This is a genomic window from Paenibacillus tyrphae (assembly GCF_000722545.1).
Classification (GTDB): domain Bacteria; phylum Bacillota; class Bacilli; order Paenibacillales; family NBRC-103111; genus Paenibacillus_G; species Paenibacillus_G tyrfis.
Window position 1 is genome coordinate 53,959 of the sequence record NZ_JNVM01000017.1, and the last position, 22,046, is coordinate 76,004.

18 protein-coding genes and 1 pseudogene are annotated in these 22,046 nt (G+C 56.1%); 2 read left to right on the forward strand and 17 right to left on the reverse strand.

What is annotated here, in order from left to right:
• Window positions 1–71 precede the first annotated feature (71 nt).
• The 8 genes and pseudogenes from ET33_RS20700 to ET33_RS20730 all read right to left on the reverse strand — a co-directional run bounded on the left by ET33_RS20700 (window position 72) and on the right by ET33_RS20730 (window position 10,529).
• Complete coding sequence (locus ET33_RS20700) at window positions 72–2,303, reverse strand: purple acid phosphatase family protein (protein WP_161783559.1); 2,232 nt, start codon at window positions 2,301–2,303, stop codon at window positions 72–74.
• A gap of 277 nt (window positions 2,304–2,580) precedes the next feature.
• Window positions 2,581–3,864 (reverse strand): imidazolonepropionase, encoded by a 1,284-nt coding sequence (gene hutI, locus ET33_RS20705; RefSeq protein ID WP_036686165.1) that lies wholly within the window; start codon window positions 3,862–3,864, stop codon window positions 2,581–2,583.
• Between the two features lie 162 nt (window positions 3,865–4,026).
• Entirely contained in the window at window positions 4,027–5,685 is a 1,659-nt protein-coding gene (hutU, locus tag ET33_RS20710; RefSeq protein WP_200879227.1) for a urocanate hydratase, read from the reverse strand.
• Window positions 5,686–5,712: 27 nt separating this feature from the next.
• Window positions 5,713–6,681, reverse strand: coding sequence for an agmatinase family protein (locus ET33_RS20715; protein ID WP_036686169.1), 969 nt, complete (start codon window positions 6,679–6,681; stop codon window positions 5,713–5,715).
• A gap of 126 nt (window positions 6,682–6,807) precedes the next feature.
• Window positions 6,808–6,918, reverse strand: a pseudogene (locus ET33_RS38525) (ABC transporter ATP-binding protein); the annotation flags it as partial.
• A gap of 139 nt (window positions 6,919–7,057) precedes the next feature.
• Window positions 7,058–8,251, reverse strand: a complete 1,194-nt coding sequence (locus ET33_RS20720; RefSeq protein WP_036686172.1) for a helix-turn-helix domain-containing protein — start codon at window positions 8,249–8,251, stop codon at window positions 7,058–7,060.
• A 104-nt stretch (window positions 8,252–8,355) separates the two neighbouring features.
• Window positions 8,356–9,138, reverse strand: coding sequence for a hypothetical protein (locus ET33_RS20725; protein ID WP_036686175.1), 783 nt, complete (start codon window positions 9,136–9,138; stop codon window positions 8,356–8,358).
• Window positions 9,139–9,257: 119 nt separating this feature from the next.
• Window positions 9,258–10,529 (reverse strand): MFS transporter, encoded by a 1,272-nt coding sequence (locus ET33_RS20730; RefSeq protein ID WP_036686177.1) that lies wholly within the window; start codon window positions 10,527–10,529, stop codon window positions 9,258–9,260.
• A 185-nt stretch (window positions 10,530–10,714) separates the two neighbouring features.
• On the opposite strand from ET33_RS20730, the gene ET33_RS20735 reads away from it, so the two are divergent.
• Window positions 10,715–11,701, forward strand: a complete 987-nt coding sequence (locus tag ET33_RS20735; RefSeq protein ID WP_036686179.1) for a phosphotransferase enzyme family protein — start codon at window positions 10,715–10,717, stop codon at window positions 11,699–11,701.
• A gap of 85 nt (window positions 11,702–11,786) precedes the next feature.
• On the opposite strand, the gene dhaQ is transcribed toward ET33_RS20735, so the two are convergent.
• Both dhaQ and dhaS read right to left on the reverse strand, forming a co-directional pair.
• Entirely contained in the window at window positions 11,787–12,785 is a 999-nt protein-coding gene (dhaQ, locus tag ET33_RS20740) for a DhaKLM operon coactivator DhaQ (RefSeq protein ID WP_036686180.1), read from the reverse strand.
• A 13-nt stretch (window positions 12,786–12,798) separates the two neighbouring features.
• Complete coding sequence (gene dhaS / locus ET33_RS20745; RefSeq protein ID WP_036686182.1) at window positions 12,799–13,371, reverse strand: dihydroxyacetone kinase transcriptional activator DhaS; 573 nt, start codon at window positions 13,369–13,371, stop codon at window positions 12,799–12,801.
• Between the two features lie 175 nt (window positions 13,372–13,546).
• On the opposite strand from dhaS, the gene dhaK reads away from it, so the two are divergent.
• A complete protein-coding gene (dhaK, locus tag ET33_RS37040; RefSeq protein ID WP_036686184.1) occupies window positions 13,547–15,304 on the forward strand; it encodes a dihydroxyacetone kinase subunit DhaK in 1,758 nt (585 codons plus the stop codon).
• Window positions 15,305–15,454: 150 nt separating this feature from the next.
• On the opposite strand, the gene ET33_RS20755 is transcribed toward dhaK, so the two are convergent.
• The 7 genes from ET33_RS20755 to ET33_RS20785 form a co-directional block, all read right to left on the reverse strand.
• On the reverse strand, window positions 15,455–16,312 hold the full coding sequence (locus ET33_RS20755) for an aminoglycoside 6-adenylyltransferase (protein ID WP_036686187.1): 858 nt from the start codon (window positions 16,310–16,312) through the stop codon (window positions 15,455–15,457).
• Between the two features lie 224 nt (window positions 16,313–16,536).
• Window positions 16,537–17,244, reverse strand: coding sequence for a YqeB family protein (locus tag ET33_RS20760; protein ID WP_036686189.1), 708 nt, complete (start codon window positions 17,242–17,244; stop codon window positions 16,537–16,539).
• Between the two features lie 197 nt (window positions 17,245–17,441).
• On the reverse strand, window positions 17,442–18,461 hold the full coding sequence (locus ET33_RS20765) for a hypothetical protein (RefSeq protein ID WP_036686192.1): 1,020 nt from the start codon (window positions 18,459–18,461) through the stop codon (window positions 17,442–17,444).
• Window positions 18,458–19,441: a 3-oxoacyl-[acyl-carrier-protein] synthase III C-terminal domain-containing protein gene (locus ET33_RS20770; RefSeq protein WP_036686195.1), complete on the reverse strand. Its 984-nt coding sequence runs from the start codon at window positions 19,439–19,441 to the stop codon at window positions 18,458–18,460. Before ET33_RS20770 ends, ET33_RS20765 begins: the two co-directional genes overlap by 4 nt.
• A 40-nt stretch (window positions 19,442–19,481) precedes the next feature.
• A complete protein-coding gene (locus ET33_RS20775; RefSeq protein ID WP_036686198.1) occupies window positions 19,482–20,654 on the reverse strand; it encodes a radical SAM protein in 1,173 nt (390 codons plus the stop codon).
• 57 nt (window positions 20,655–20,711) lie between these two features.
• Window positions 20,712–20,987, reverse strand: a complete 276-nt coding sequence (locus ET33_RS20780; RefSeq protein ID WP_081890416.1) for an acyl carrier protein — start codon at window positions 20,985–20,987, stop codon at window positions 20,712–20,714.
• Between the two features lie 17 nt (window positions 20,988–21,004).
• Window positions 21,005–22,030, reverse strand: a complete 1,026-nt coding sequence (locus ET33_RS20785; RefSeq protein WP_036686200.1) for a Gfo/Idh/MocA family protein — start codon at window positions 22,028–22,030, stop codon at window positions 21,005–21,007.
• Between the last annotated feature and the right edge of the window lie 16 nt (window positions 22,031–22,046).

Here is a 22,046-nt window from a genome sequence, read left to right on the forward strand (position 1 = left end):
AAACGCCGAAGCGTTTGGGCGGTTCTTACATCTATAGGCGGTCCGGCTGCCGTAACGGACCGTCGCCCTTCTCATTTCCCCGCTGCATACTCGGCCACGACCGGGTCCGAATTCAGCCTCCCGCTCACCGCCTTGATCACGAACCGGTACGATGGGGACGAATCCTTTTTCGCTACGGTATAGCTGTAGGTGGCCGTTCCGTCCGCATGACGGACTTTGGCCGTCCAGTTCGGCCCCACTGCGTCACTCTGCTCGTAAATGCGATAGCCCTCCACAGCCGGTCCCGTATCCGGAGCGGTCCAAGTCAGCTTAATTTGCCCGTCTGCCGTCAGCATCGCTTTGGCATTTTGCACCTTGTTCGGCTTCGCAGCCGTCTTCTTAATGCTGTATGCGTCGTATCGTTCCGTGCTTCCACCCTTCGTGGTCGTATAAGCTTGGAAAGACAGCGTATCGTCCTGGATGGTTACCCCGGTGAACATTTGCTTTTTCGGTTGGCCGGATACGGCCGCGTACGGGAAATCCTCGTCTTTGGGCTTATAAAATTTCGGGCCCGCCGTATTGCCGACGAAATATACCGTCCCCTTCGGGTTCAGGACGTGGCCTTCCCCGTCCTTCGTTACCTCTTGAGGCTGACCGGCGTACATTTGATAGCTTCGGGTGTACGTATGGTCGTGTCCCGACAGGACGGCATCGATGCCTAGCTCATCGAACAGGGGCGCCAGATGCTCGCGGAAAAACTTGACGTCCGTGCTGCTGGAATGGCTGGCTACGGAATAAATCGACTTGTGGAACAAGACGATTTTCCACTTTTTATCCGTTTTGGCCACTTCGTTACGAAGCCACTCCACTTGCTTCTTGAAGACGGGGTCGGAGTCGCCCGAATACTGCGTGTTGAAGACCATGAAATGGGCCGGACCGTAGTCAAAAGCGTACACCGAGCCTTCCGGGGTGGCGTCCGTTTGCGACTTGTTGCGCAGATGGAAGTGGTAAGCGTAGTTGTTGTAATTTTGGGTTTCATGGTTGCCCAGAATCGGCATCAGCGGAAAGCGGGATAAAATATCCTTCGGCTCGTTAAGCAGCCACATCCACTGCTCCTCCACATCGCCGTTGTCCACCAGATCGCCCGTATTGACAATGAATTTGGCATCCGGGAATTTTTGAATCCCTTGCTGGACCGTGTTTTTCCAGATCGTGTAGTCGGCTTGTGTCTTCGCTTGGGAATCGGTCGTATACAGGAAAGTAAAACCGTTATCGCTTGCAGGCTCCGTCGTAAACGTGCCGATATCGCTCCAATTGCCCGCCGTCCCGTCGCCCAGACGGTAAGCATAGGCGGTGCCGGGCTTCAAGCCGTCGGCGATGGCTTTATGACTGGAATATTTCGTGAATTTATTGTTAGATTTATCCGCCAACGTCAAATAAACGCTGATCCCTTGCGAAGCGCCTTGATACGTTTGGACTCCTGTGGACGGAAACGAATTTCCGTTAAGCTTCGAGGCTTCGACGACCTGAAGCTGGGTGCCGGTGATTTTTTCGGACGTGTACCAGGCGAACGCCATGCTGGTTTTCGGATCGTCGTAATAAGTTAGCGCGATCGCCGTCGGCTTGCTGCTCTGCGGATTTCCTCCGCTGCCCGAATCGTCGGGATTCGCAACGAGCTTCATATCCCAATACAGGTCGGAGCTGCTTGCGCTTCCCTGATGTACCTCGGCCGCAAGCACGTTCGCGCCGTCGCGGAGCTTGCTTTTCAAAATTGCGGTCAGATCGGCCGTTACGGTGCGGGGATCGCTTTTCGACTCGGAGGCCAGTGTAGAGTATCTAATGTCCCCTTCCGGCATATTGAAGCGGTACGCCTCTTCGCCGTTGACATAGAGCACGACGCCGTCGTCCATCCCGAAAGTCCCTTTAATTTGCTGATAATCGCTTACTTTGGCCGCGTGAACCGTTGTGTGGAAATACGTGGTCGGGTATTTCTTTTTGGCGTCCAGACCATAGCTGACGGCGGTCTTTACGGGGCCAAACTCTGAAGTTGCGGTGTCCGCCGGATAACCGAAAGGCGCTTGTCCGGAGCTCCAGGCGGAGTCGTCGTAGGAAACGGTCTTCCAATCGCCGCCCAAATCTTTCCCCCGGTCGAAATAGCGCCATGTGGCATTTCCGGCCAGCAATGTGACGGGACCGGCAGACGACGCGGCGGGACCTTCGGCGGGTTCATCCGCAAGGACCGCTCCCCCTGTAAGCAGCAATTGGAACACCAGAAGCAGAGACAATACTATCGGCCATCGTTTTCGCTTTAACCCTCTGTTCATCATCTTCACTCCTCTTCATAAATGAAGTATTTAACCTTTGATCAAATCAATTCAGCGCTCTCCCTCCTCGCTCCATAAAATCCCACTATATGGAAAACAAAACCATTGTAGCTTTCATTGTAAAAAATTTCAATATGGAATAATCCCAGATGAAATTAATCCACCTGCCATTCCCCAAGAGAAAAGGGACTCTTCCTTACGCTCCAAGTCGAGCGTGCGGAATGTCCCTCTTTTGCTCATGCTATTTGCTATTGCAAAACGTCTCCATCCGGTTCAGCTAGTGCGCCAGCCGCCCATCCCGGACGACGACTTTCCCGCCTTTGACGACCGTATCCACGTGGTTGATGCCGAAATGATACGGCACATAGGCCAGATTGGCCGCATCGAAAATGACCAGATCGGCCTGCTTGCCCGGCTCCAGGCTACCGACCCGATCACCGCGCCCGATGGCGTGCGCCGCGTTGACAGTCACGGCCGTCAGCACTTCTTCCGGTGTCAGCCCGAGGTTCAGGCAGCCGAGCGTCATCACGAGCTGGATCGACTCCGTCGGCGAGCTGCCGGGGTTGTAGTCGGTCGACAGCGCGACGGCGAGGCCGAGCTCGATCATGCGGCGCGCGCGGGCATGCTGCTTCAGCCGCAGGTTGAACGAGGTCGCCGGCAGGCAGACGGCGATCACGCCGGCATCGCGCATCGCCTCGAACCCGGCGTCGGTCGCGGCCAGCAGATGCTCGGCCGAGATGCAGCCGAGCTTGCCCGCAAGCTCCGCGCCGCCTAGCGGCTCGATCTCGTCGGCGTGGATTTTCACGCCGAAGCCGAGCGCCTTGGCCGCCGCCAGAATTTCCTCGGATTCGGCGGGCGAGAACACGCCGTGCTCGCAGAACACGTCGCAAAATTCGGCCAATCCGAGACGCTTCACCTCCGGCAGCATTTCGCGGATCACGAGCTTCACGTAATCAGCCGAGCGGCCCTTGTACTCCTCGGGTACCATGTGCGCGCCCATGAACGTCGAGACGAGCTCGACCGGATGCGCTTCATTCAGCCGCTTCGTCACCCGAAGCTGCTTTAGCTCGTCCTCAAGCGTGAGGCCGTAGCCGCTTTTCGCCTCGCACGTCGTCACGCCCTGCAGCAGCAGCGTATCGAGGCTGCGCTTCGCCTTGGCGTACAGCGCGTCCTCCGTCGCCGACCGCGTGGCGCGAACCGTGCTCAGAATGCCGCCGCCCTGCGCCAAAATTTCCAAATACGTCGCGCCCTGCAGCTTCATCGCCAGCTCGTGCTCGCGCGAGCCGCCGTGCACCAGATGGGTGTGCGGGTCGATCAGACCCGGCGTTACCAAGCGGCCGCCGGCATCAAGCTCCTGCACGACCGGCAGGCCCGCGATCTGCGCGCGTACGTCGGCTTCGGGACCTGCAGCGACAACAAGGCCGTCGCGTACGGCTACGGCGCCCCCTTTCACGACCGGCACCTCCGCCATGCGGCTGCCTGTACGCGGGCCCACTTCCCCCGCCATCGTGATCAGCTCGCCGATATGGTGCACAAGCAAATCGATCCGTTGTTGTTCCATCCTCCATCACCTCAATAAAGTCGTCCGACCCGACATCGTTCGGGCCTGACGGAATATTGCAGCATGCGGTTCCCACGGTCCGCCGGTTGCCTGGCGGATGCGGCGAACCGCAGCTAGAATGCTTGATTTAACCGGCTGGCTCAAAACGCCAGCCGTGCCTTCTTAAATACCCAACATTGGCACGCGGACGCCGCGTTCTTTGGCCGTTTGAATCGCCAGCTCGTAACCCGCGTCCGCATGGCGGATAATCCCCATGCCCGGGTCCGTGTTCAGCACGCGGGACAGCCGCTCTTCCGCTTCTTGGGAGCCGTCCGCGACGACGACCATACCGGCGTGGAGCGAGTAACCCATTCCGACGCCGCCGCCGTGATGCACCGAGACCCAGCTTGCGCCGGACGCCGTATTCACGAGCGCGTTCAGGATCGCCCAGTCGCCGACCACGTCGCTGCCGTCCTTCATCGCTTCCGTCTCGCGGTTTGGCGAGGCGACGGAGCCGCAGTCGAGGTGGTCGCGGCCGATGACGATCGGCGCGGACAGTTCGCCGCTGCGCACCATCTCATTGATCGCGAGCCCCATCTTCACGCGCTCGCCGTAGCCGAGCCAGCAGATGCGCGACGGCAAGCCTTGGAAGGCGACTTTCTCGCGTGCCATTCCGATCCAGCGGCGCAGATGCTCGTTTTCCGGGAATAGCTTCAGCACGAGCTCGTCGGTCTTGTAGATGTCCTCCGGATCGCCGGACAGCGCGGCCCAGCGGAACGGTCCTTTGCCTTCGCAGAACAGCGGGCGGATGTACGCCGGCACGAAGCCCGGGAAGTTGAACGCGTCCTTCACGCCTTCGTCGAGAGCGACCTGACGGATGTTGTTGCCGTAGTCGAACACGACGGAGCCCAGCTTTTGCAGATCGAGCATCGCCTGCACATGCGCCGCCATCGACTGCTTCGACAAGCGGACATATTCCGCCGGGTTGCTGGCGCGCAGCTCGGCGGCCGCTTCCAGCGAGTAGCCCGTAGGCACGTAGCCGTTCAGCGGATCGTGTGCCGACGTCTGGTCGGTGACGAAATCCGGGACGATGCCGCGGCGCACGAATTCCGGGAAAATTTCCGCCGCGTTGCCGACGAGGCCGATCGAGAGCGGACGGCCCTGCTCCTGCGCTTCGCGGGCCAGCTTGAGCGCTTCGTCCAGATCGTGCACCATCACGTCGCAGTAGCGTGTATCGATCCGGCGCTGAATGCGCGTCGCGTCGACGTCGACCCCGATGACAACGCCTTCGTTCATCGTGACCGCCAGCGGCTGCGCCCCGCCCATGCCTCCGAGACCCGCGGTCAGCGTCAGCGTCCCGCGCAGCGTGCCGTTCGCATGCTGGCGCGCCGCTTCGGCGAACGTTTCATACGTGCCCTGCAGAATGCCCTGCGTGCCGATGTAGATCCAGCTGCCCGCTGTCATCTGCCCGTACATCATCAGTCCTTTTTTATCCAGTTCATGGAACGTATCCCAGTTCGCAAAGGCCGGCACGATCACGGAGTTGGAGATGAGCACGCGCGGCGCCTGGCTGTGGGTTTTGAAAATGCCGACCGGCTTGCCGGACTGCACAAGCAGCGTTTCGTCCGCTTCGAGCTCCGTCAGGCACTCGACGATTTTGTCGTACGCTTCCCAGTTGCGGGCCGCCTTGCCGATCCCGCCATAGACGACGAGGTCTTCCGGCCGCTCAGCTACCTCCGGGTCCAGATTGTTCATCAGCATGCGCAGCACCGCTTCCTGCTGCCATCCTTTGGCCGTCAGCTTCGTGCCTCGCGGCGCGCGAATCGTACGTTTATTTTCCATCGTTATCTCTCCCCTTGGGTTTCATAATTAGCCGCGCTTCATCGTGCCGGCCATAAAGTTAAGAATGACGTGCAGCGCCGTACGCACGGTCGCCCGGCGCGGGTCCTGCATCGGATCGACGCAAACTACATCGAAGCCCTTTACCTTCGGATGGCGGCCGAGCATGAACACCGCCTCCAGCAGCTGCCAGCTCGTCATCCCGGCGGGCACCATCGCCGGAACGCCCGGCGCGTAGGCCTGATCGAGCACATCCATATCTACCGTGACGTAGATCGCGTCCGTGCCCCTGCCGGCCACTTCAAGCGCCTGCGCGACGAACTTCTCCACGCCCTCCAGCGCGACCTGCCGCGCCGTAAACTGCGTAATTCCCTGCTCCCGCGCATAGTCGCGGTATGGCTTCGAGTTCGCGAAGCTGTGCAGGCCGATCTGCGCGATATGCTTGCCTTCCACGGCGCCGGATTCAATCAGGCCGCGGATCGGCGTGCCGTTGGACGGTCCGCCGTCCTGCAGGTTGCGCACGTCCATATGAGAATCGATCTGGACGATGCCGACCGGCCCGCCGATTTTGTTCCGGAACGCCTTGACGGACGGGCACGTGATCGAATGGTCGCCCCCGGCGATGATCGGGAATAAGTCCGGCAGCGCCTCGTACACGTTCGTCAGCCCCTGCTCGATGTTCGCATGGCAGCGCAGCAGGTCGGTGACATGCATTTGAATATCGCCGAGGTCGCGGGCGTTCAGCTCCTGCAGATCGACGTCATGGTCGATGCTGTACGTCGTCACGTTCGCGAACAGCTCGCGCAGCGCATTCGGCGTCATCGACGCGGCGGACACGCTGATCGACGTCTTGGACAGCGGCACTCCGATGAAGCCGAAGTCGACCGGCGCTTCGCCATCCCACGGTGTGAGCCACTGGGCCACCTTCGTTTCGAACCGGTCGCGCCAGTTCGACTGCCGTGCTAGCTCCGGCGGGTTTAACAGATCAATCGTTTTCACGCATAAGCCTCCTTTTGCCTTAACGCGCGGGTTCCGGTATCTCCTGCCGCCAAAGAACCCGCCGCTTAGCCTCCTGTATGATTAACCACGTAGTAAGATTAGCCGCCTTAACGGTTAATGGCCCAAATAAGCCTGCTTGACGACGATCGGGGCCAGTCCCATCGACGGCTCGTCGGGGATGAGCAGCTTCGGCTTCGCCATCAGCGCCGGCCTTCGGCCACCATTCACGATGCCTGCCTCCACAAGTTTATGCGTCGGCTGCCCGATGATGTCTTTCCCTTGCGAAGGGATGACAGAGAATGAATTGTAAACTTCTCAGTGTACTTTTATCGTACTTGCAAACGCTTTCGAAAGCACTAGTGAATTTTGCGAAGGTTTAGCACAATTTTGCTGCACGATATTCGTTCGGACTGCAGCGAAGATAACGTTTGAATAACCGACTGAAGTAATTGGAATCCTGAAACCCGGCAAGCGCGGCGATCTCTTGTATCGGTTTATCGGTGTTTTCAAGGTAATAGACCGCTTTTTCAATCCGGAGCTTGTTCAAGTAGTCGACGAAGGTGCTTCCCGTTTCTTTGCGAAACAGATGGCTGAAGTGGTAGGTGCTAAGGTAACAATATTGTGCTATCTCTTCGAGGGGAATCTTGCGCTGATGATGCTGCTTCATATAGGCGATGGCCGTCCGGATCACCGGCGACACCTCCGCCGTCTGCGCTTCGCCGATCCGTGCGGTCAACTTGCTCCAGTGCTCGCTGACTTTGGCCGCGAACTTGTCGTAACGGATCGTCATGTACAGATCTTGAATAAACCGGGCGTTCTCCGACAAAATGCTTTGCGCATGGCCGCCGACATCGAGCGACAGGCGCGTCAGCTGCATGACGAGGTCGATGACCTCGGATTTGAACATATCCACATTGCCGCGGTACGTCTGCCCCATGCGCTCCAGAAGCAGGTGCAAGTACGAAACCGCTCCGTGCACGTCGCCCAGGCGGACGCGGGCCATCAGCTCCGTCCGTTCCGCTTGCGAGACCGGATTATGCGGCTGCTCGCCGTCCTGCTTTTGCTTTTCATACTGGAAAATGAGCCGGTTGCCCTGGAAAAAGCGGTCGATCATCGACTCCTTCGCTTCCTCGTACGAGTAGTGGAGCATGTACGGGTTATCGTAGAAGGTGCCTATGCCAACGGAGACGGAAAAGCCCTGCGCATCGGTCAGCTTCTGCACCTGCTTCGCCATCGCGAAAGCGGTCTTGGCAGGATCGGGATCGCGCCGTTCCTTCGTCCCCAGCTCGACGAGCAAGGCCAACACGCCTTCGGCCACCCATACCCAGACGAACGGCGCTTGGATGCCCGCATGCAGAGCGCTGATCAGCTTGTGGCCGATATCGATGCGCCACTGGATGGGCTGACCGAGCGCCAGATCGGGATACCGGTCCATCGAGAAGACCATCGCCAGATTGGGCCGAAGGTAAATATCGAACTCCGCCTGCATCTCCGTGAAAGACGCTTCGTGAACCAGCGTACCGGAGATCAGCAGGTGGGTAAACGTCGCTTGGGTCGGATTTTGCCTCATGGGAGCCTCCTAACGGTCTTTCGGTTAAAAAACGCATATCCAATATAGCCTGATTGCCGCAGCAGAACAGGGGGCCGCGGCAAGGGAGTTTTTTGCTATCGGCGTTATAACGCGATTTGCCTCACGATTTCGGCCAGTTCGTTGACGAACGAATCCTTGTCATTATCCGCTGAGGATTCAACGGACACGCAACGGTCGACTTGAACACCGCTTAACTGCAGAGCAGACAACACCCATGGCTTGCTGTCCTCATGCAAACAGACGATAGATGACGGCCGATGGTCGGCGATTTGCTGCGCGAGCCGATCGATGTTTTGTTGTCTGACCCGCTGCCTATCCGCTTCCGGTACTTCGTTGACCGACCGGGGACACAGATGAATCAGGAACCACTCTCTGCTTCTAAAATAATGCAGAAAATCCCAATGGTCTTCAGGAACGTCTTCCCCTAAAGCTATCGCAAACGATTCCTTCACCTGTTCGAGCAATACGGAATCGCCATTAAAGAAAAACGTGCTGTCACCGGGAGGCGCATCTCCGATCATCAGTGTATTCACGCAATCCGGTTGAAACATCCGGTCATTGACGTAGATCGTAATCACCGTTTCATTCGGGCAATCGGCCATTTTCCGGCGCCACGTCGAATCCTCCATCGTTAAGTAACGCTCAAGATTATCAAGCAGAGCGTCCCAGCCTTCGGCGGTATCGCTGATTTCCACGAACTCCCCATTCTCATAATCGAAAACCAAACCCCGATCTTCGTACAATTCGCTTTCGAATCTGGAATAATGAATACGGAAAATTTCCGCCCATTCTATCCAGGTTTCATAGCTATCATGCGCTATGGACAATCCTTTATCGTTTACCGTAATTTTGTCGGTGTGACCCATCTCTTTCGCTTCTTCCCTTCGTTCCTATAACCGATTTGCAAACCAAAAAAGGCCCTGCGCTCGCGCATCATGCGGAGACCGGGCGCTTCCTGGCTAGGTCTTTTTTCAACTCCGCAACCTTAAGCAGCCGTCTCTTCCGCTTCCACGGGCTTGAACCGGCTTTTACCGAAGAAGACGTAGAACAACACCGAAACGACTGTATACACCACCGCCGTGATGCTGAACGCGTAAACGTATCCGTAATAGCTGCCGTATTGAGCGACAAGCCCGGTGCTGACCGGCGAAGCCAGAAACCAGCCCAGATTGAACACCGCTTCTCCGGAGCTGGAGGCAAGTCCTCGCATCGAGCGGTCGACGTATTTCATCTTGATCGTGTTGTAGAACGGATTCGCGGCATTCATCAGAGCCTGCCGGAACAAGTACCCTCCGCTTGCAATCATCAGATTGGTCGAAAACGCTGTAATGAGCAGGAACGGGATCGAGCACAGCTGAAGCACGATAACTGCTTTCGCTTCCCCGAGCCGCCGGGCGATGACCGGACCGATCAAGTACGCAAGCGCGGTCGCGCCCTGTCCCAAGGAGACGATGACGCCGATCACCGATTTTGAGGCGCCGAAGCGGTCTTCGAAATAGACATTCAAGTAGGGCACCACCATGCCCCCGGCCGTCGAGGTCATCAGCCCGAGCATAACGAAGAGGCCGATCACTTGAAGCGACGCTTTGTGATGCTGCACGGCATGCCGCCATGACAGCTTCCCGCCGGACGACCGTTCCTCCCGGGCCCCCTTTAGCATCAGGACCGGAATCAGCCCGAGCGCCGCTATGCCGACGCCCGTCAGCAAGGTCAGACGCAGGCTCAGGACACCGTCAAGACCGAAGCTAAACTGAAGCATGTCGGTGAGAAACCCGCCGAAGACGTTGCCGATAACGCTTGCAAACATGATGAGGGCCAGATTCAAGCTGAACAGGTGCACCCGCTGCGACGGGGTGGAATGGTTCGCCATGAACGGAATGACGGTCGCGGACACGACCGCCAGCGTCATGCCGCCCAGAAACGCAGAGACGAGCAGCCCCTGCTCGCCATCGATCAGCGAGCGGGCCGTTAGAGCGGCGATCACCAGAAAGCCCCCTATCGACACGAGCCGCTTCGGACCGAACCTGTCGTTCATGATGCCGGCCGGCACCAGCACGATCGCTGCGGCCATAGCCGCCATTCCCACAATATGCCCGACCATCATCTGATCGTAGCCGAGCGCTTTGACATACAGATTGTAGACGAGGCTGAACATCCCGAGCCCCAAATTCCATACGAAATTAAAGCAAAGAAACAACCGGAGATTCCGGCTGTACCCGAGAAACTGCATCTTCCATTCATATAATAAAACCGACATCGGCTATCCGTCCTCCGGAGTCATGCAGCATGAATACCACATTTTAAGAGTAACCGATTCCATCGATGATTTGAATCTCTTTTTTTCCAACGATCCCTTTCCAAAGCTTGGATAAGGATGTTATGCTTGACAGATACGGAGCGGACGGTCCATACAACAGCTCCGGTTCGGAAGGAGAGACTAGATTGACAAGCTGGCATCAGAGCTTTACTCAAGATTTGTTAAACCAAGCGGCCCGCGCCTACGGGGTGGCTCCGGAGACGGTAAGCCATGTGGGGGGCTTTGAAAATCTCATATACGGCTTCCGGCGCGACGGCCGGGACCTGATTCTGCGGGTGACCCACAGCTCGCACCGCTCGCGGGAGCTGATCGAGTCGGAGCTGCACTTCGCCGGCTATCTCGCCGAGGGCGGCGTACGGGCAGCGAGGCCGGTGCCGTCTTACTCGGGCCGACGGACGGAAACGGTTGAAACGGAAGACGGCTACTTCACGCTCGCCTGCTTCGAGCAAGCGCCGGGCGGTCTCGTCCAAGCCGGGCATCCGGCTTGGGGCCCCCGCCTCTTCGAAGGCTGGGGCGAAATTACGGGGCGCATGCACAAGCTCGCCCGGTCGTACACCGTCCCTGCGGACATGACCCGCAGGCCGGACAAAGATATTTTGACCTTGGACCCGGCTTATTTGTCCCACCCCGACATTGCCTTGGCCCACGGCCGGTACGTCGAGGTGGAGACGCACATCAACGCGCTTGAGCCGGAACCGGACGGCTACGGCTTATGCCACCGGGATCTGCACCACAAAAACTTTTTTGTGCATGGGGAAACGATCACAGCGTTCGATTTCGACGATTGCGGGTACGACTATTTCGTGCAGGATATCGCCATGGCCGTTTACTATGCCTCGGTGCTGGGGGACTGGGCCCGGCCCGAAGCCGACCCGAAGCGCGTATCCGAATTTGCCAAGCGGTTTCTCGACAGCTTTATGAACGGATACCGGCGGGAACACGAGCTGGGCAGCCACTGGCTGAAGCAGCTGCCGCTGTTCGTGGAAAGACGCCGCTGCGATCTGTGCATGATCTTCCTGCAAAACGCAGTCGCCGAGCCTCCGAGCACGGCAGTCCGCGAGTGGCTTGACCGGAATCTGGAACAAATTTCTCACGGGAATACCTTATTATGACCTACGCAGTTCATGGAAAATATAGGTAAATATTTGATAGCCCCTGGCTTCAAGGCCAGGGGCTTATTCTTATGATTTTACCATCTCACCATTTCGCTACTTCAACGTCCGCTTTCAGCCACGCTTCCCACTTCGGATCTTCAATCTTAAGAAAACTGAGCGAAATTCCTTCCATATCGAGCGAAGTCAAATGCGTGCCGATTTTGACGAACCGGACATCCAAGTTTTCCAGTTCACACAAGCGGCGAATGTCATTGGCAAATGCATACTGTTCGACCAGCGGCGTCGCGCCTAAACCGTTGACCAATATCGCGAAAGGGTCTTGCCTTCTCCAACGGTATACGCTTTTCAGCTTATTGAACAGCTCGACCGCAAGCTTTTCCGAAGAAGAAAACACCTCTTTGCGGTACCCTTTCTCCCCGTGGATGCCAATGCCGTAATACGCTTCGTTTTGTTGCAGCGTAAACGACGGTTCGCCCTTCGTCGGATCGTTCGCCGGCGACAGCGCCACGCCCAATGTGTGCAGCCTGCCGATCACTTGCTCGCCGAGTTCCTTCAGTTGCTCCAGCGTGCAGCCTTCCCGCGCGGCCGCCCCCAATATTTTATGGACCAAGACGGTACCGGCGACGCCTCTTCTTCTTTTGTTGTACGTCACGTCATCTTCGATCGACACATCGTCGTTAACGATGACATGGTCGACCATTCGCCCTTCTTCTTTCGCCAAAGCTTCCGCCGTCAAAAAATTGCTGACGTCTGCGGTAAAGTTTTTAACGATGAGCAGCACGCTTCTGCTCCTGTCCACGAGGCGGATCGCTTCCAACACTTGCTCCGGCGTCGGCGGCACGAAAATTTCACCCACAACCGCAACCGAAAGCATGCCGTCGCCCACATAGCCGAAATCCGCCGGCTCATGGCCGCTTCCTCCCCCGCTGATGAGCACAACTTGCTGGCCCATGTCCGCAAGGTCTTTACGGAATATTAAATTATATTTCGCATTATAGGACACCCGGTCTTTATGCTCAAAATAAAATCCGTGCAGCATATTGCGGACGATATTTTGAACATCGTTGATGATTTTCGTCATTTGTTTCTCCACCTTACTTTGGCTTGCTTCCGGTCTGCTCGAGCAGCAGCAGTTGATTGCGGATCATCTCTTTGATGAGCGAAGACAACACCGAAGGTTGAATGGAACAATGGTGTTCAATCCAATCTTTGATCGTCCCGACAAACCCGTGACTGTAAAACGACGCCAACATATTTTTGTTCGCCTCGGAAATATGGATCGGCTTGTCCGTCAACCGTTCATCGATGATTTTAATATATAAGTTTTTCGTATGTTCAAATAAATACTGGTTAAACGAATTTTGATCGGTTACTTTAAACGCCCTGCGGTAAAACCGCTGATTCTCGTAAAAATAGTCCATCAACAAGTCGAAAATGTTCTCCCACTTCTCATAATCCAAAAAGTCCTTGATGTTTTCCTTCGTTTCTTCTTTGTAAATCCAGCCCAAGAGCTCATACTTGTCCACGAAATGGTAATAAAACGTTTGCCTGCGCATCTGGCAAGACTGCATGATATCGCTTACGGAAATTTCGTGGAACGATTTGGTTTCCATCCGTTTTTTTAAGGAATTCGCTATGATCTTTTTGGTAATGAGCGAATTGGTCATGATCATCTTCCCAACCCTAGGTTTACTGTTAATCTTAACAAAATCATAATGATTATTGAAGCAAGCGTTGTTTGACAGTTTGCCGTTTTTGTCCGTTTACGATGAAACGCTTTCATTCTATCATAGAAATTAATCAAACGATTTGGAACTTATTAATCGCGGGAGGTATGGCAAAGTGAAAAAGATCATCAACAAACCAGAGACGCTCGTTGCGGAAATGTGCAACGGGCTCGTCATGACCCATCCGGAGCTGGAGTTTATCAAGAAATATAAGGTGATCAAGAAAAAAGAAATTAACGAAAACAAAGTCACCTTGATCAGCGGCGGCGGCAGCGGGCACGAACCGGCTCACGCCGGGTTTGTCGGCAAAGGGATGCTGGATGCGGCCGTATGCGGCGATGTGTTTGCATCTCCATCCCAAATTCAGGTGTACCAAGCCATTAAAGCGACAGCGAGCCAACAAGGGACGCTGCTGATTATCAAAAACTACAGCGGCGACGTCATGAACTTCAAAAACGGCGCTCAACTGGCCGCAGAAGACGGCATCCAAGTGGAATATGTGCGCGTCGACGACGACATTGCCGTTGAAGACAGCTTGTACACGGTCGGACGCCGCGGCGTTGCCGGAACGGTGCTCGTCCATAAAATTGCCGGAGCTGCTGCAGAAGAAGGCCGCGATTTGATGCAAGTGAAAGCGGTCGCGGAGAAAGCGGCGCATAACGTGCGCAGCATCGGCGTGGCGCTCACCTCGTGCACCGTTCCTGCACACGGGTCGCCAACGTTCAAGCTCGGCGAAGATGAAATGGAATACGGCGTGGGCATTCACGGCGAACCGGGCCAGCGGCGGGAAAAAATCGTTAGCGCGGACGAACTGGCGAAGCGGATGACGACCGGGCTGTTAAAAGATTTGGGCATCCAAGACGGGGACAACGCGGAAGTTGCCGTGCTCGTCAACGGCTTCGGCGCGACCCCATTGCAGGAGTTGTACTTGTTTAACAACGCGGCGGTTCGCGAGCTCGCAGGCCGGAACATCCGGATTTGCCGCACGTTTGTTGGCAACTATATGACGAGCATCGATATGGCGGGCATTTCGCTGACGATCTTGAAGCTCGATGACGAACTGAAAACACTCTTATCGAAAGAATGTCATGCGCCGGCATTCCGGGTAGACGGTCCGGTACCGCAAGTCGAGTATGCAGACATCGCGGAAGCCGACGACGATCGACCGGTTTCCTTCAAAACGGAAACGCCGGAACATTACGCGGCGGTTCAAGGCGGCGTGCTGACGCTTCAAAACATGATCTACATCGTCGATAAAATGAGCGAAATCATTATCGAAAATGAAGTTCCGTTCTGCGAACTCGACTCGCATGCGGGGGACGGCGATTTCGGGATGAGCGTCTCCAAAGGATTCAAGCAGTTAAAGCGGGAATGGAGCGCGATTTTGGCCCAAGAGCCTTTAACGATCGGTTCTTTCCTAGACGCGTGCTCGATGGTCATTATGGAATATTGCGGCGGCGCTTCCGGACCGATTTGGGGCTCGGCGTTCCGTGCTGCCGGCAAAGCGGCAGGAGATAAAGCGGTACTGACTGTTGCGGAGTATGCGGAAATGTTGCAAGCCGCGGTCAAAGGCATTCAGGCAACTGGGGAGCGTTCCTTCGGCAGAGGCGCCGTTGTTGGTGACAAAACGCTGATTGACGCGCTGGTGCCTTTCACGGATACGTTCACGGCAAGCGCCGCGGCGGGCGACGACTTTAAAATCGCTTTTGAAAAGGCGGCGCAAGCTGCGGTGGAAGGCGCCGAAAAAACGAAACAAATCGTCGCCCGAATGGGGCGCGCCGGCAATGTCGGCGAACGCAGCCTGGGCTATCCGGATGCAGGCGCCTACGCGCTTGGCGTCATCTTTACGGAAATCGCGCGCAGCATGAAATAATCTAGGAAACAGCGGCCGGATGAGGACATCACGCATGTCTTCGTCCGCCTCATGCAAAACTATCATTTATCCTACTGTATATATCAGAAAAAACCGCCGTAAAGAGCGGTTTTTTGCTGATATCCCTAGTTCTATGTCCAAAATCCTGCATTACCCGTCCAAAGATTGCGCATTCCAAGGCAGGCGTCTGACTTTGTCCACATACTCCGTTACATTGCGTTCCTCGTCCGCCGGATAGTCGTAGCCGAGCTTTGCCGCAAGCGGTACCCCGATCCTCCGGATGAACTCTCCCGCCTCAAATAGCTTTTCCCACTGCTCCTCGGGGTCGGCCCCGCAGTACAAGGACAACATTTGCTCGTAAATATCGGGTTCCAGATACCGCTTGAACCATTTGCCGGCGCTGCCGACGTTGACCTTCCAATCATAGTTCGCGCCCACGTGCCATTCCAGCAGAAAGCGAAGCGATTCCATGAAATATTGATCATATAAATTTTTCGCCCGCGGGATTTCATCGCGCCACAGCTCCTTGGCAATATACACCTGCAGCCACCACAGCTCGACGATATGCAGATCCCACATGTAGCGGGAAGGCTTTTGGACCAGATAGCTGCTGTCGTTCGGCTCCGGCAGCTTCAAATCCAGATTGTCCTTATCAAGCAGCACTTTGCTGAGCGAGTCCTGATATACCTCTTGAATGCTGCCGATATCCTTGAAGCTGAGGTCGATCCGCACGCTGTCTTTGAACTGCATCATGTAGATGGACGAGCCGTCTTCGAAATATTCGTACTGCACGACGACGCGCTCGCCGAACGCCTCAATCCAGCTTCGGTCCGTATTGTAGGGATGGTCCCCCAGGTTCGTCATATAAAAGTCAATATCGTAATCCTGCATAAAATCGACCGGGGCGTTAGGATTGACCCGCGAACCGTTCATGACGACGCATCGAATCCGATCATCCCTTTCGGCAAGTTGCAGGAGCTGCGCCAGTACCTCTTGTTCGTTTCTCATCTCGTTTAACCGACCTCCGCATTTTCAAAAGTGGATAAAACCATTCCGGATGTCGGCAGAGGCGGTCCGCGTGCAAGATAAGGAACGAAGCGCGCGTGAACATACGGTTAGAGCTTATCGAGCAGCTTCTTCATGTTATGCTTCTCCTTCCAAGTAAATTTTTGTAAGTCTATTGTATACGTTCAACCGTCTTGCGGCAAATGTTCTCCGACCGAAACGGCCTCTCATGGCCCGGTTGTCTGCGCCCGCCAATATTGACGCGTCTCTTCGTCCTTGACGACGAAGCCCAGCTTGCTTACCTCGCGGCGCAGTTCATTGGCTTCGCCCTTTTCCTTCTTCTTAAGCGCAATTTCGCGCGCTTGCAACAGCGTGTTGACCGTATGCGGCAAATCAGGGGTATCGAGTACCCAGCGCCGGAACTGATTCTTGTACGGATCACCGCCGGACGACCAAGGATACCCGTGCTCCGTCAAAGCGCCGGCGATATGCTTGCTCGCCCACTCATAGGTTTCGCGGGCAAGCTCCTCTCCCGCATTTCCAAGGATTACAAGCTGCTTGCCATCAAGGAAAACCAGGCTTATATCTGCGAGACTGAGATCTTGAACGACCCCGTCTTTCTCCAGCCGGATCGTTTCGTCAGAGACCACCACACGCAGCGTATCCTTGATCACCTCCTCGGCGAACCAGAGGCCGGCGAGCAGACCAAGAAGCGAAGTGACGACGGTCACCCACACCCCGGAGAAGGACGCGATTAGCTTAAGCGGCCCTTCAAACGGTACCCAAGGCAAGGTCAAAGCCCACGTGGCGATCAGCGGGATGAAGTACCCGAGCGCAATACCGAGGATAATACACCCTGCAAAAATCAGGACACGGATAACAGCGGAAAAGCCGATTACGGTCGGTTTTTGGTACGACGGCCGCAATGCATTCATATGATATTACCTCCTAAGTTGATTCAAAAGATGGCGGATTAGGACTGCTACACCTCTTACTTACCTATCGGTAAGTAAATAATATCACAAAAAATAACATTTGAAAATAATGGATTCGTCGCGCTTTACATCATGCCCGACCTTTATAAAATGGCCCCCAGCGCAAAAAGACCGCACTTCGCAGTCCTTTCGCAATATTACGTATTCAAGTTGGAAGGCTGGCCGCCGGCGCAGCGGAGCGTCAGCAGCCCGATGCCGTAATCGGCGCTGGCAAACAAGAGCAGGACCGATTGTCCCTCCCGTAGATGGCCATGCGATACCGCTTCCTGCAAAGTGAGGAACGGATCACTGCCCAAAAAATTTATAGCTTTCCGCGTTTGCCTTACATAGACAGGAATCCCACAGTGTTCCCCGGCCTCGCCCACAGCCTTTACGAAGGAATCAGACACGTTCTGAATCACCAGCCGATCGGGTGCGTTCCCCGCCGCTTGCATCTCCTGCAGCGCTTGCTCCGCTTGCCGGGCAAGCGCCAGCGTCGTCCGCTCGTAATCGGCCGTCGTCCACGCCCGCATCGAGCCTTCGGGAAAGACAGGCCGTATACGGTAATCCACTACCTCGTAATCGCCGGCTTCGGCGTTCACCATACAGAGCACCGCTGCATCGCCTTTGATCGAGCCCGTCCAAGACATCCGGCTGAACGGATAGTTTGTTCGATCCGCCATGCAGAACAAGCCGTCCGTTCCTTCTCCATACTCCAGCATCCGCTTGCACCAGTCGATTGCTCGAATGCAGGCGAGGCTGCCGAGCTGTCCAAGCACAAACGACTGCGCATGGCGATGCCCGAACTCGGCGCACAGCATTAACCCCGGCAAGGTCGTCAGCGGATGCTGTACGGTCTCGTGGCAGTAACAGATCAGATCAAACTTCCGGTCCGCTCTGAAGCATCGCTTCCCTTCCTCGCACAAATATTCGACGGGATGCTTTCCGAACACAGGAATCTGAACCGCAGGAAGCGTGGAATCCAGCAGTCCGGGATCCACGGGGGGCCAAGGCGAGGACATCCCGGCATGCGCAAACAGCCATTTGGGCGGGCTATCTTCCCATGGCTGTCCCGCCTCCGCACAGTAGGCCTCCAAGGAGCTTTCCGCCTCCGGAACGATGCACCGAAGTCCGCTAATATACAGCTTCGTACCGTCCGCTGAAACATGCGCGCTCACGGCTTCCCTTCTTCCTTGGCCGGAACTCCAAGCCGATTGGTCGGCACATACTGGTGCAGGGCACAGCCGAATGTGCCGGCCATGCCGACGGTAACCGTTAAATAATAGTCCCCCGGCAGCAACGCCCCGTCGGCTAACGCGCGCCAAAGGTTGGAAGGAATGTCCGCATTCGTAATATGCCCGGCTTCGTTCAGGGTGGCGTAGTAAAACATATCCGGCGAAATCCGCAGCGAACCGGCTACCGTCTCCCATATCTGCCGGTTCGTATTGCCGCACACGACGAGACGGATGTCGGAAAAGGTGAATCCGGCTTCGCTAAGCGTCTCCTGCATAATCTTGCGGATGCTCATATAGAAAGTCGCATGGAAATGCCGCAGGCGGGACGGATTGTTATCGTAGACCTTGCCTGCCGTTTTGTACTTTACGGCAAGCGTTCGATGATCGCCGTATTCCCGGCGTAGTAAGCAGGCGCTGGCACTGTCTCCGCTAAGGATGAAATCATTGATATAGTAGAACGGATGGATACCGAGATCGGCGGTCACAACCAGCACCGCTTTGTCCGGATCGCGGGCGAACGAATAGGCGGCCATGTGCAGAAACCAATGGAACGTCGAGCAGGAATGCTCCTCGACCGGATACAAGGGAACCTGCTCCCAGCCCCAGCGCAGCAGCATCGTTTTGAACAGATTGCACTCATGCCAAGCTACCTGAGACGTATGCGCAAACCAGATTTCCCCAATCTCGATGCCTTCCCGCTTGCAACGCTCCGCTACTGGCTCAAGTGCCCTCTCCGCCATTTCCTCCATCGACAGGTGTCTTTCTACCGCAACTGTCTCGTACCCCCGCTCCCGGTAATAAGCCTCATCGGTTTCAAGGGGATACCCGCATTGCACCGCGTTTGAAATGATGTCCGCAATCGGCACCGTCAGTTCGGGCCGATACACGGAGAAGTCATCCATATGAAACCGCCCTTGGATCATACCCAGCCCTCTTTCATAGGTTACCGCCAGCTTGCGGCATTTATCGGCCGTAGTTATAGAGCAGCACGCATCGTGAACAAATAGGCGTCAATCCGCCGCCCAGTGCCTCTCGGTGGCGCCGGAAATTTTCGTTGTGAAACACGTCCTTCAGCTCCTGTCCGTTCAAGTCGCCAAGGGTAAACTCCGGGAAAAACTTGCACGGATTTACTTTCCCGTCCGGCATCACATCCACCCGGTTCGCGATGGATAAACACTGCTCCCGCTTCATCGCCGGTTTCTCGGAGCCAAGAACGAAGTCCCTGATCTCATCCCGCTCCAGCGCCGGCTGAAACCGGATTCGGCTGTTCCATACCCGCTCGTTGATCCGGTCGATTTCGGCGATAAGCGGCTCGATATTCGATTCCGAGACGCGGAAGGTGAAGGAATGCCAGCTATACCGTTGCTGCTGCTGCGCCGCTTCCAGCCAAGGGAAGTACCGCGAATAGTAGTCGTCCATCTTCACTGCAATCTCGCTTGGGATGTACCAAGGAAACACGAAGTATACCGTATCGACGCCGAGGCCTTCGAAATATGCCATAAAATCGTATAGCTTCGTTATCATGGAATCGCTAATGGTCAAGCTGAGCGAAATACGGCCCTTATACTCCCCGGTTCGCTGCAAGCCCAGCAGCAGTTCCAGCGTTTGGACGACTTTCTTGTACGTGCCCTTCCCGCGAATGGCGTCGTTCTCCGCTTCAAAGCCGTCCAAGCTGATGAGCAGCGTCATATCCTTCGATATTTTCAGCACGGAATCCAGCTTCTGCTCCACGAGCAGTGCATTGGTACAAATGGTCGTATTACGGGGATCGCGTTCCAGCAAGTCGGCCAATTCGTCAAACTTGCTGTAATACAGAGGCTCGCCCCCCCAAAGGAACAACCGGGATTTCCGCTGGCGCGTTTGTTCCAGCAGGCGTTCGAGTATGGAAAACTCGATCTCCTGACTTTTCGTCTCCTTGGCCATATCGTGATGAAAGCCGTCGCTCGCCCATTCGAAGCAATGCTTGCAGCGCAAATTGCAGCCGTTGTTCAGCTTGATGCCGATATCCTCGGGAATGTCCAGCGCGAACGTCGGATCGCGCCGCAGCGCTTTGCTGGTCACGGACATGTTGCGAATCGTCCGCTTCATATTATGAAACGTGTTTCCGTCAAAGGCGACTTTCGTTTTCGGTTGCATGAGCGGCCCTCCCTTCTTTCGGCAAACGGTTTTTCATGATCTGTCGAAAACGGGCTGCTAAGCCATCTGGCCGCTGGCCCCGTTCGAAATAGCCTCTCTCAGGCCCTCCAAGAAAGTAACGAAAGCTTGAATGGAGTTCAGGTGTTCGAGTTGAAAATGATCAAAGTCGATTTCCACATCGAAAGCATCTTCAATGGCCAATACGAAATTGATCATTTGCAGCGAATCGAGTCCAACCTCGTTAACGATATCCGTCTCCGGCTTCAACGTGGACAGCAGCTCCGGAGACTCCTTGATTTCACTCAAAATTTTCATCACGGTTTGCATTACCATATGAAATTCCTCCTCATCTAGGTCGGTTGTTGGCCCGAGGCCAGCGGATATCCGGGCAGCTTCGCCCTCGCCAGCGTCAGCAGCCGCTCGTGCAACGCCATGCGCTCGTACGATTGAACGATCGGCACATGGCTTGTTGTCCCGTCCAGCACGTCGCTGAAAAACGCCAATTGATTCACGAAGTAATTTTGCGGCTCGAAGGCCAGCTTCTCCACCGCCCCGGTCTGCTTATCTTGGATGCGAATCGCCATGCGATACGTTCCCATGCTGGCGCGGAAAAAATCGTCCACGGTCACAACGGCACGCTCAAATTCGAGTGTATGCCGGGAGATCGCAGGCAGCTCGAAGGAAGCGACAAGCTCGGTACGTACCCCGTCCGCGTATTCCAGCGCCGCCCAGAACGTCCAATCGCAACCGCCCGGCCCCGCAAAATCGGACTCCGCATCGCAGCCCGACGGCTCCAGCCCCAGCACCGCTTGAAGGAATTGCAGCCAATAGCAGCCGAAATCATAGAAGGCGCCGCCGCCGCGTTCCGGGAAGCTGCGATAGTTTTGCCGCTCCGGGTCCTGGAACGGAACCGAGATTTGCGAGCGCACCTGCAAGAGGCGGCCGTAAGCGTTCCCGCCGACCATCCGCTTGATCTCGCACTGCCAAGGATGGTGCTGCACCATCAGACCTTCCAGCACGGGCAACCCGGACGCGGCCTGCACGTCCATCAGCCGCCGAAGCTCCTCCGTGTTCAGACAGATCGGCTTCTCCACCAGCACCGGCTTCCCGGCCTGCAGCGCCCGAATCGCCCATTCCGCATGCAGCTCGTTGCTGAGCGCGATATAGACGAAGTCAATCTCCTCGCAGGCCAGCAGCTCCTCATAGCTGCCGAACGCGTGCGGAATGCCGTACTTGTCCGCATAGGACTCGGCTTTGGACTTCGTCCGGCTCGCAATAGCGTGAACGCCGAGGTGTTTGAGACTTTTGAGGGGCGTGAACAGCGCCCGGTCGAGGATGTGAGCGCAGCCGAGCACGCCGATTCGTTTCTTTCTCATGGGCACAACCTCGTGC

Coding starts and splice junctions, on each gene's coding strand:
- dhaQ (WP_036686180.1), bottom strand. CDS start 12,785: ATGACGAAAATCATCAACGATGTTCAAAATATCGTCCGCAATATGCTG.
- hutI (WP_036686165.1), bottom strand. CDS start 3,864: ATGGAACAACAACGGATCGATTTGCTTGTGCACCATATCGGCGAGCTG.
- ET33_RS20785 (WP_036686200.1), bottom strand. CDS start 22,030: ATGAGAAAGAAACGAATCGGCGTGCTCGGCTGCGCTCACATCCTCGAC.
- dhaS (WP_036686182.1), bottom strand. CDS start 13,371: ATGACCAATTCGCTCATTACCAAAAAGATCATAGCGAATTCCTTAAAA.
- ET33_RS20730 (WP_036686177.1), bottom strand. CDS start 10,529: ATGTCGGTTTTATTATATGAATGGAAGATGCAGTTTCTCGGGTACAGC.
- ET33_RS20725 (WP_036686175.1), bottom strand. CDS start 9,138: ATGGGTCACACCGACAAAATTACGGTAAACGATAAAGGATTGTCCATA.
- ET33_RS20755 (WP_036686187.1), bottom strand. CDS start 16,312: ATGAGAAACGAACAAGAGGTACTGGCGCAGCTCCTGCAACTTGCCGAA.
- ET33_RS20775 (WP_036686198.1), bottom strand. CDS start 20,654: ATGCAACCGAAAACGAAAGTCGCCTTTGACGGAAACACGTTTCATAAT.
- ET33_RS20760 (WP_036686189.1), bottom strand. CDS start 17,244: ATGAATGCATTGCGGCCGTCGTACCAAAAACCGACCGTAATCGGCTTT.
- ET33_RS20770 (WP_036686195.1), bottom strand. CDS start 19,441: ATGATCCAAGGGCGGTTTCATATGGATGACTTCTCCGTGTATCGGCCC.
- hutU (WP_200879227.1), bottom strand. CDS start 5,685: ATGGAAAATAAACGTACGATTCGCGCGCCGCGAGGCACGAAGCTGACG.
- ET33_RS20700 (WP_161783559.1), bottom strand. CDS start 2,303: ATGAACAGAGGGTTAAAGCGAAAACGATGGCCGATAGTATTGTCTCTG.
- ET33_RS20780 (WP_081890416.1), bottom strand. CDS start 20,987: ATGGTAATGCAAACCGTGATGAAAATTTTGAGTGAAATCAAGGAGTCT.
- ET33_RS20720 (WP_036686172.1), bottom strand. CDS start 8,251: ATGAGGCAAAATCCGACCCAAGCGACGTTTACCCACCTGCTGATCTCC.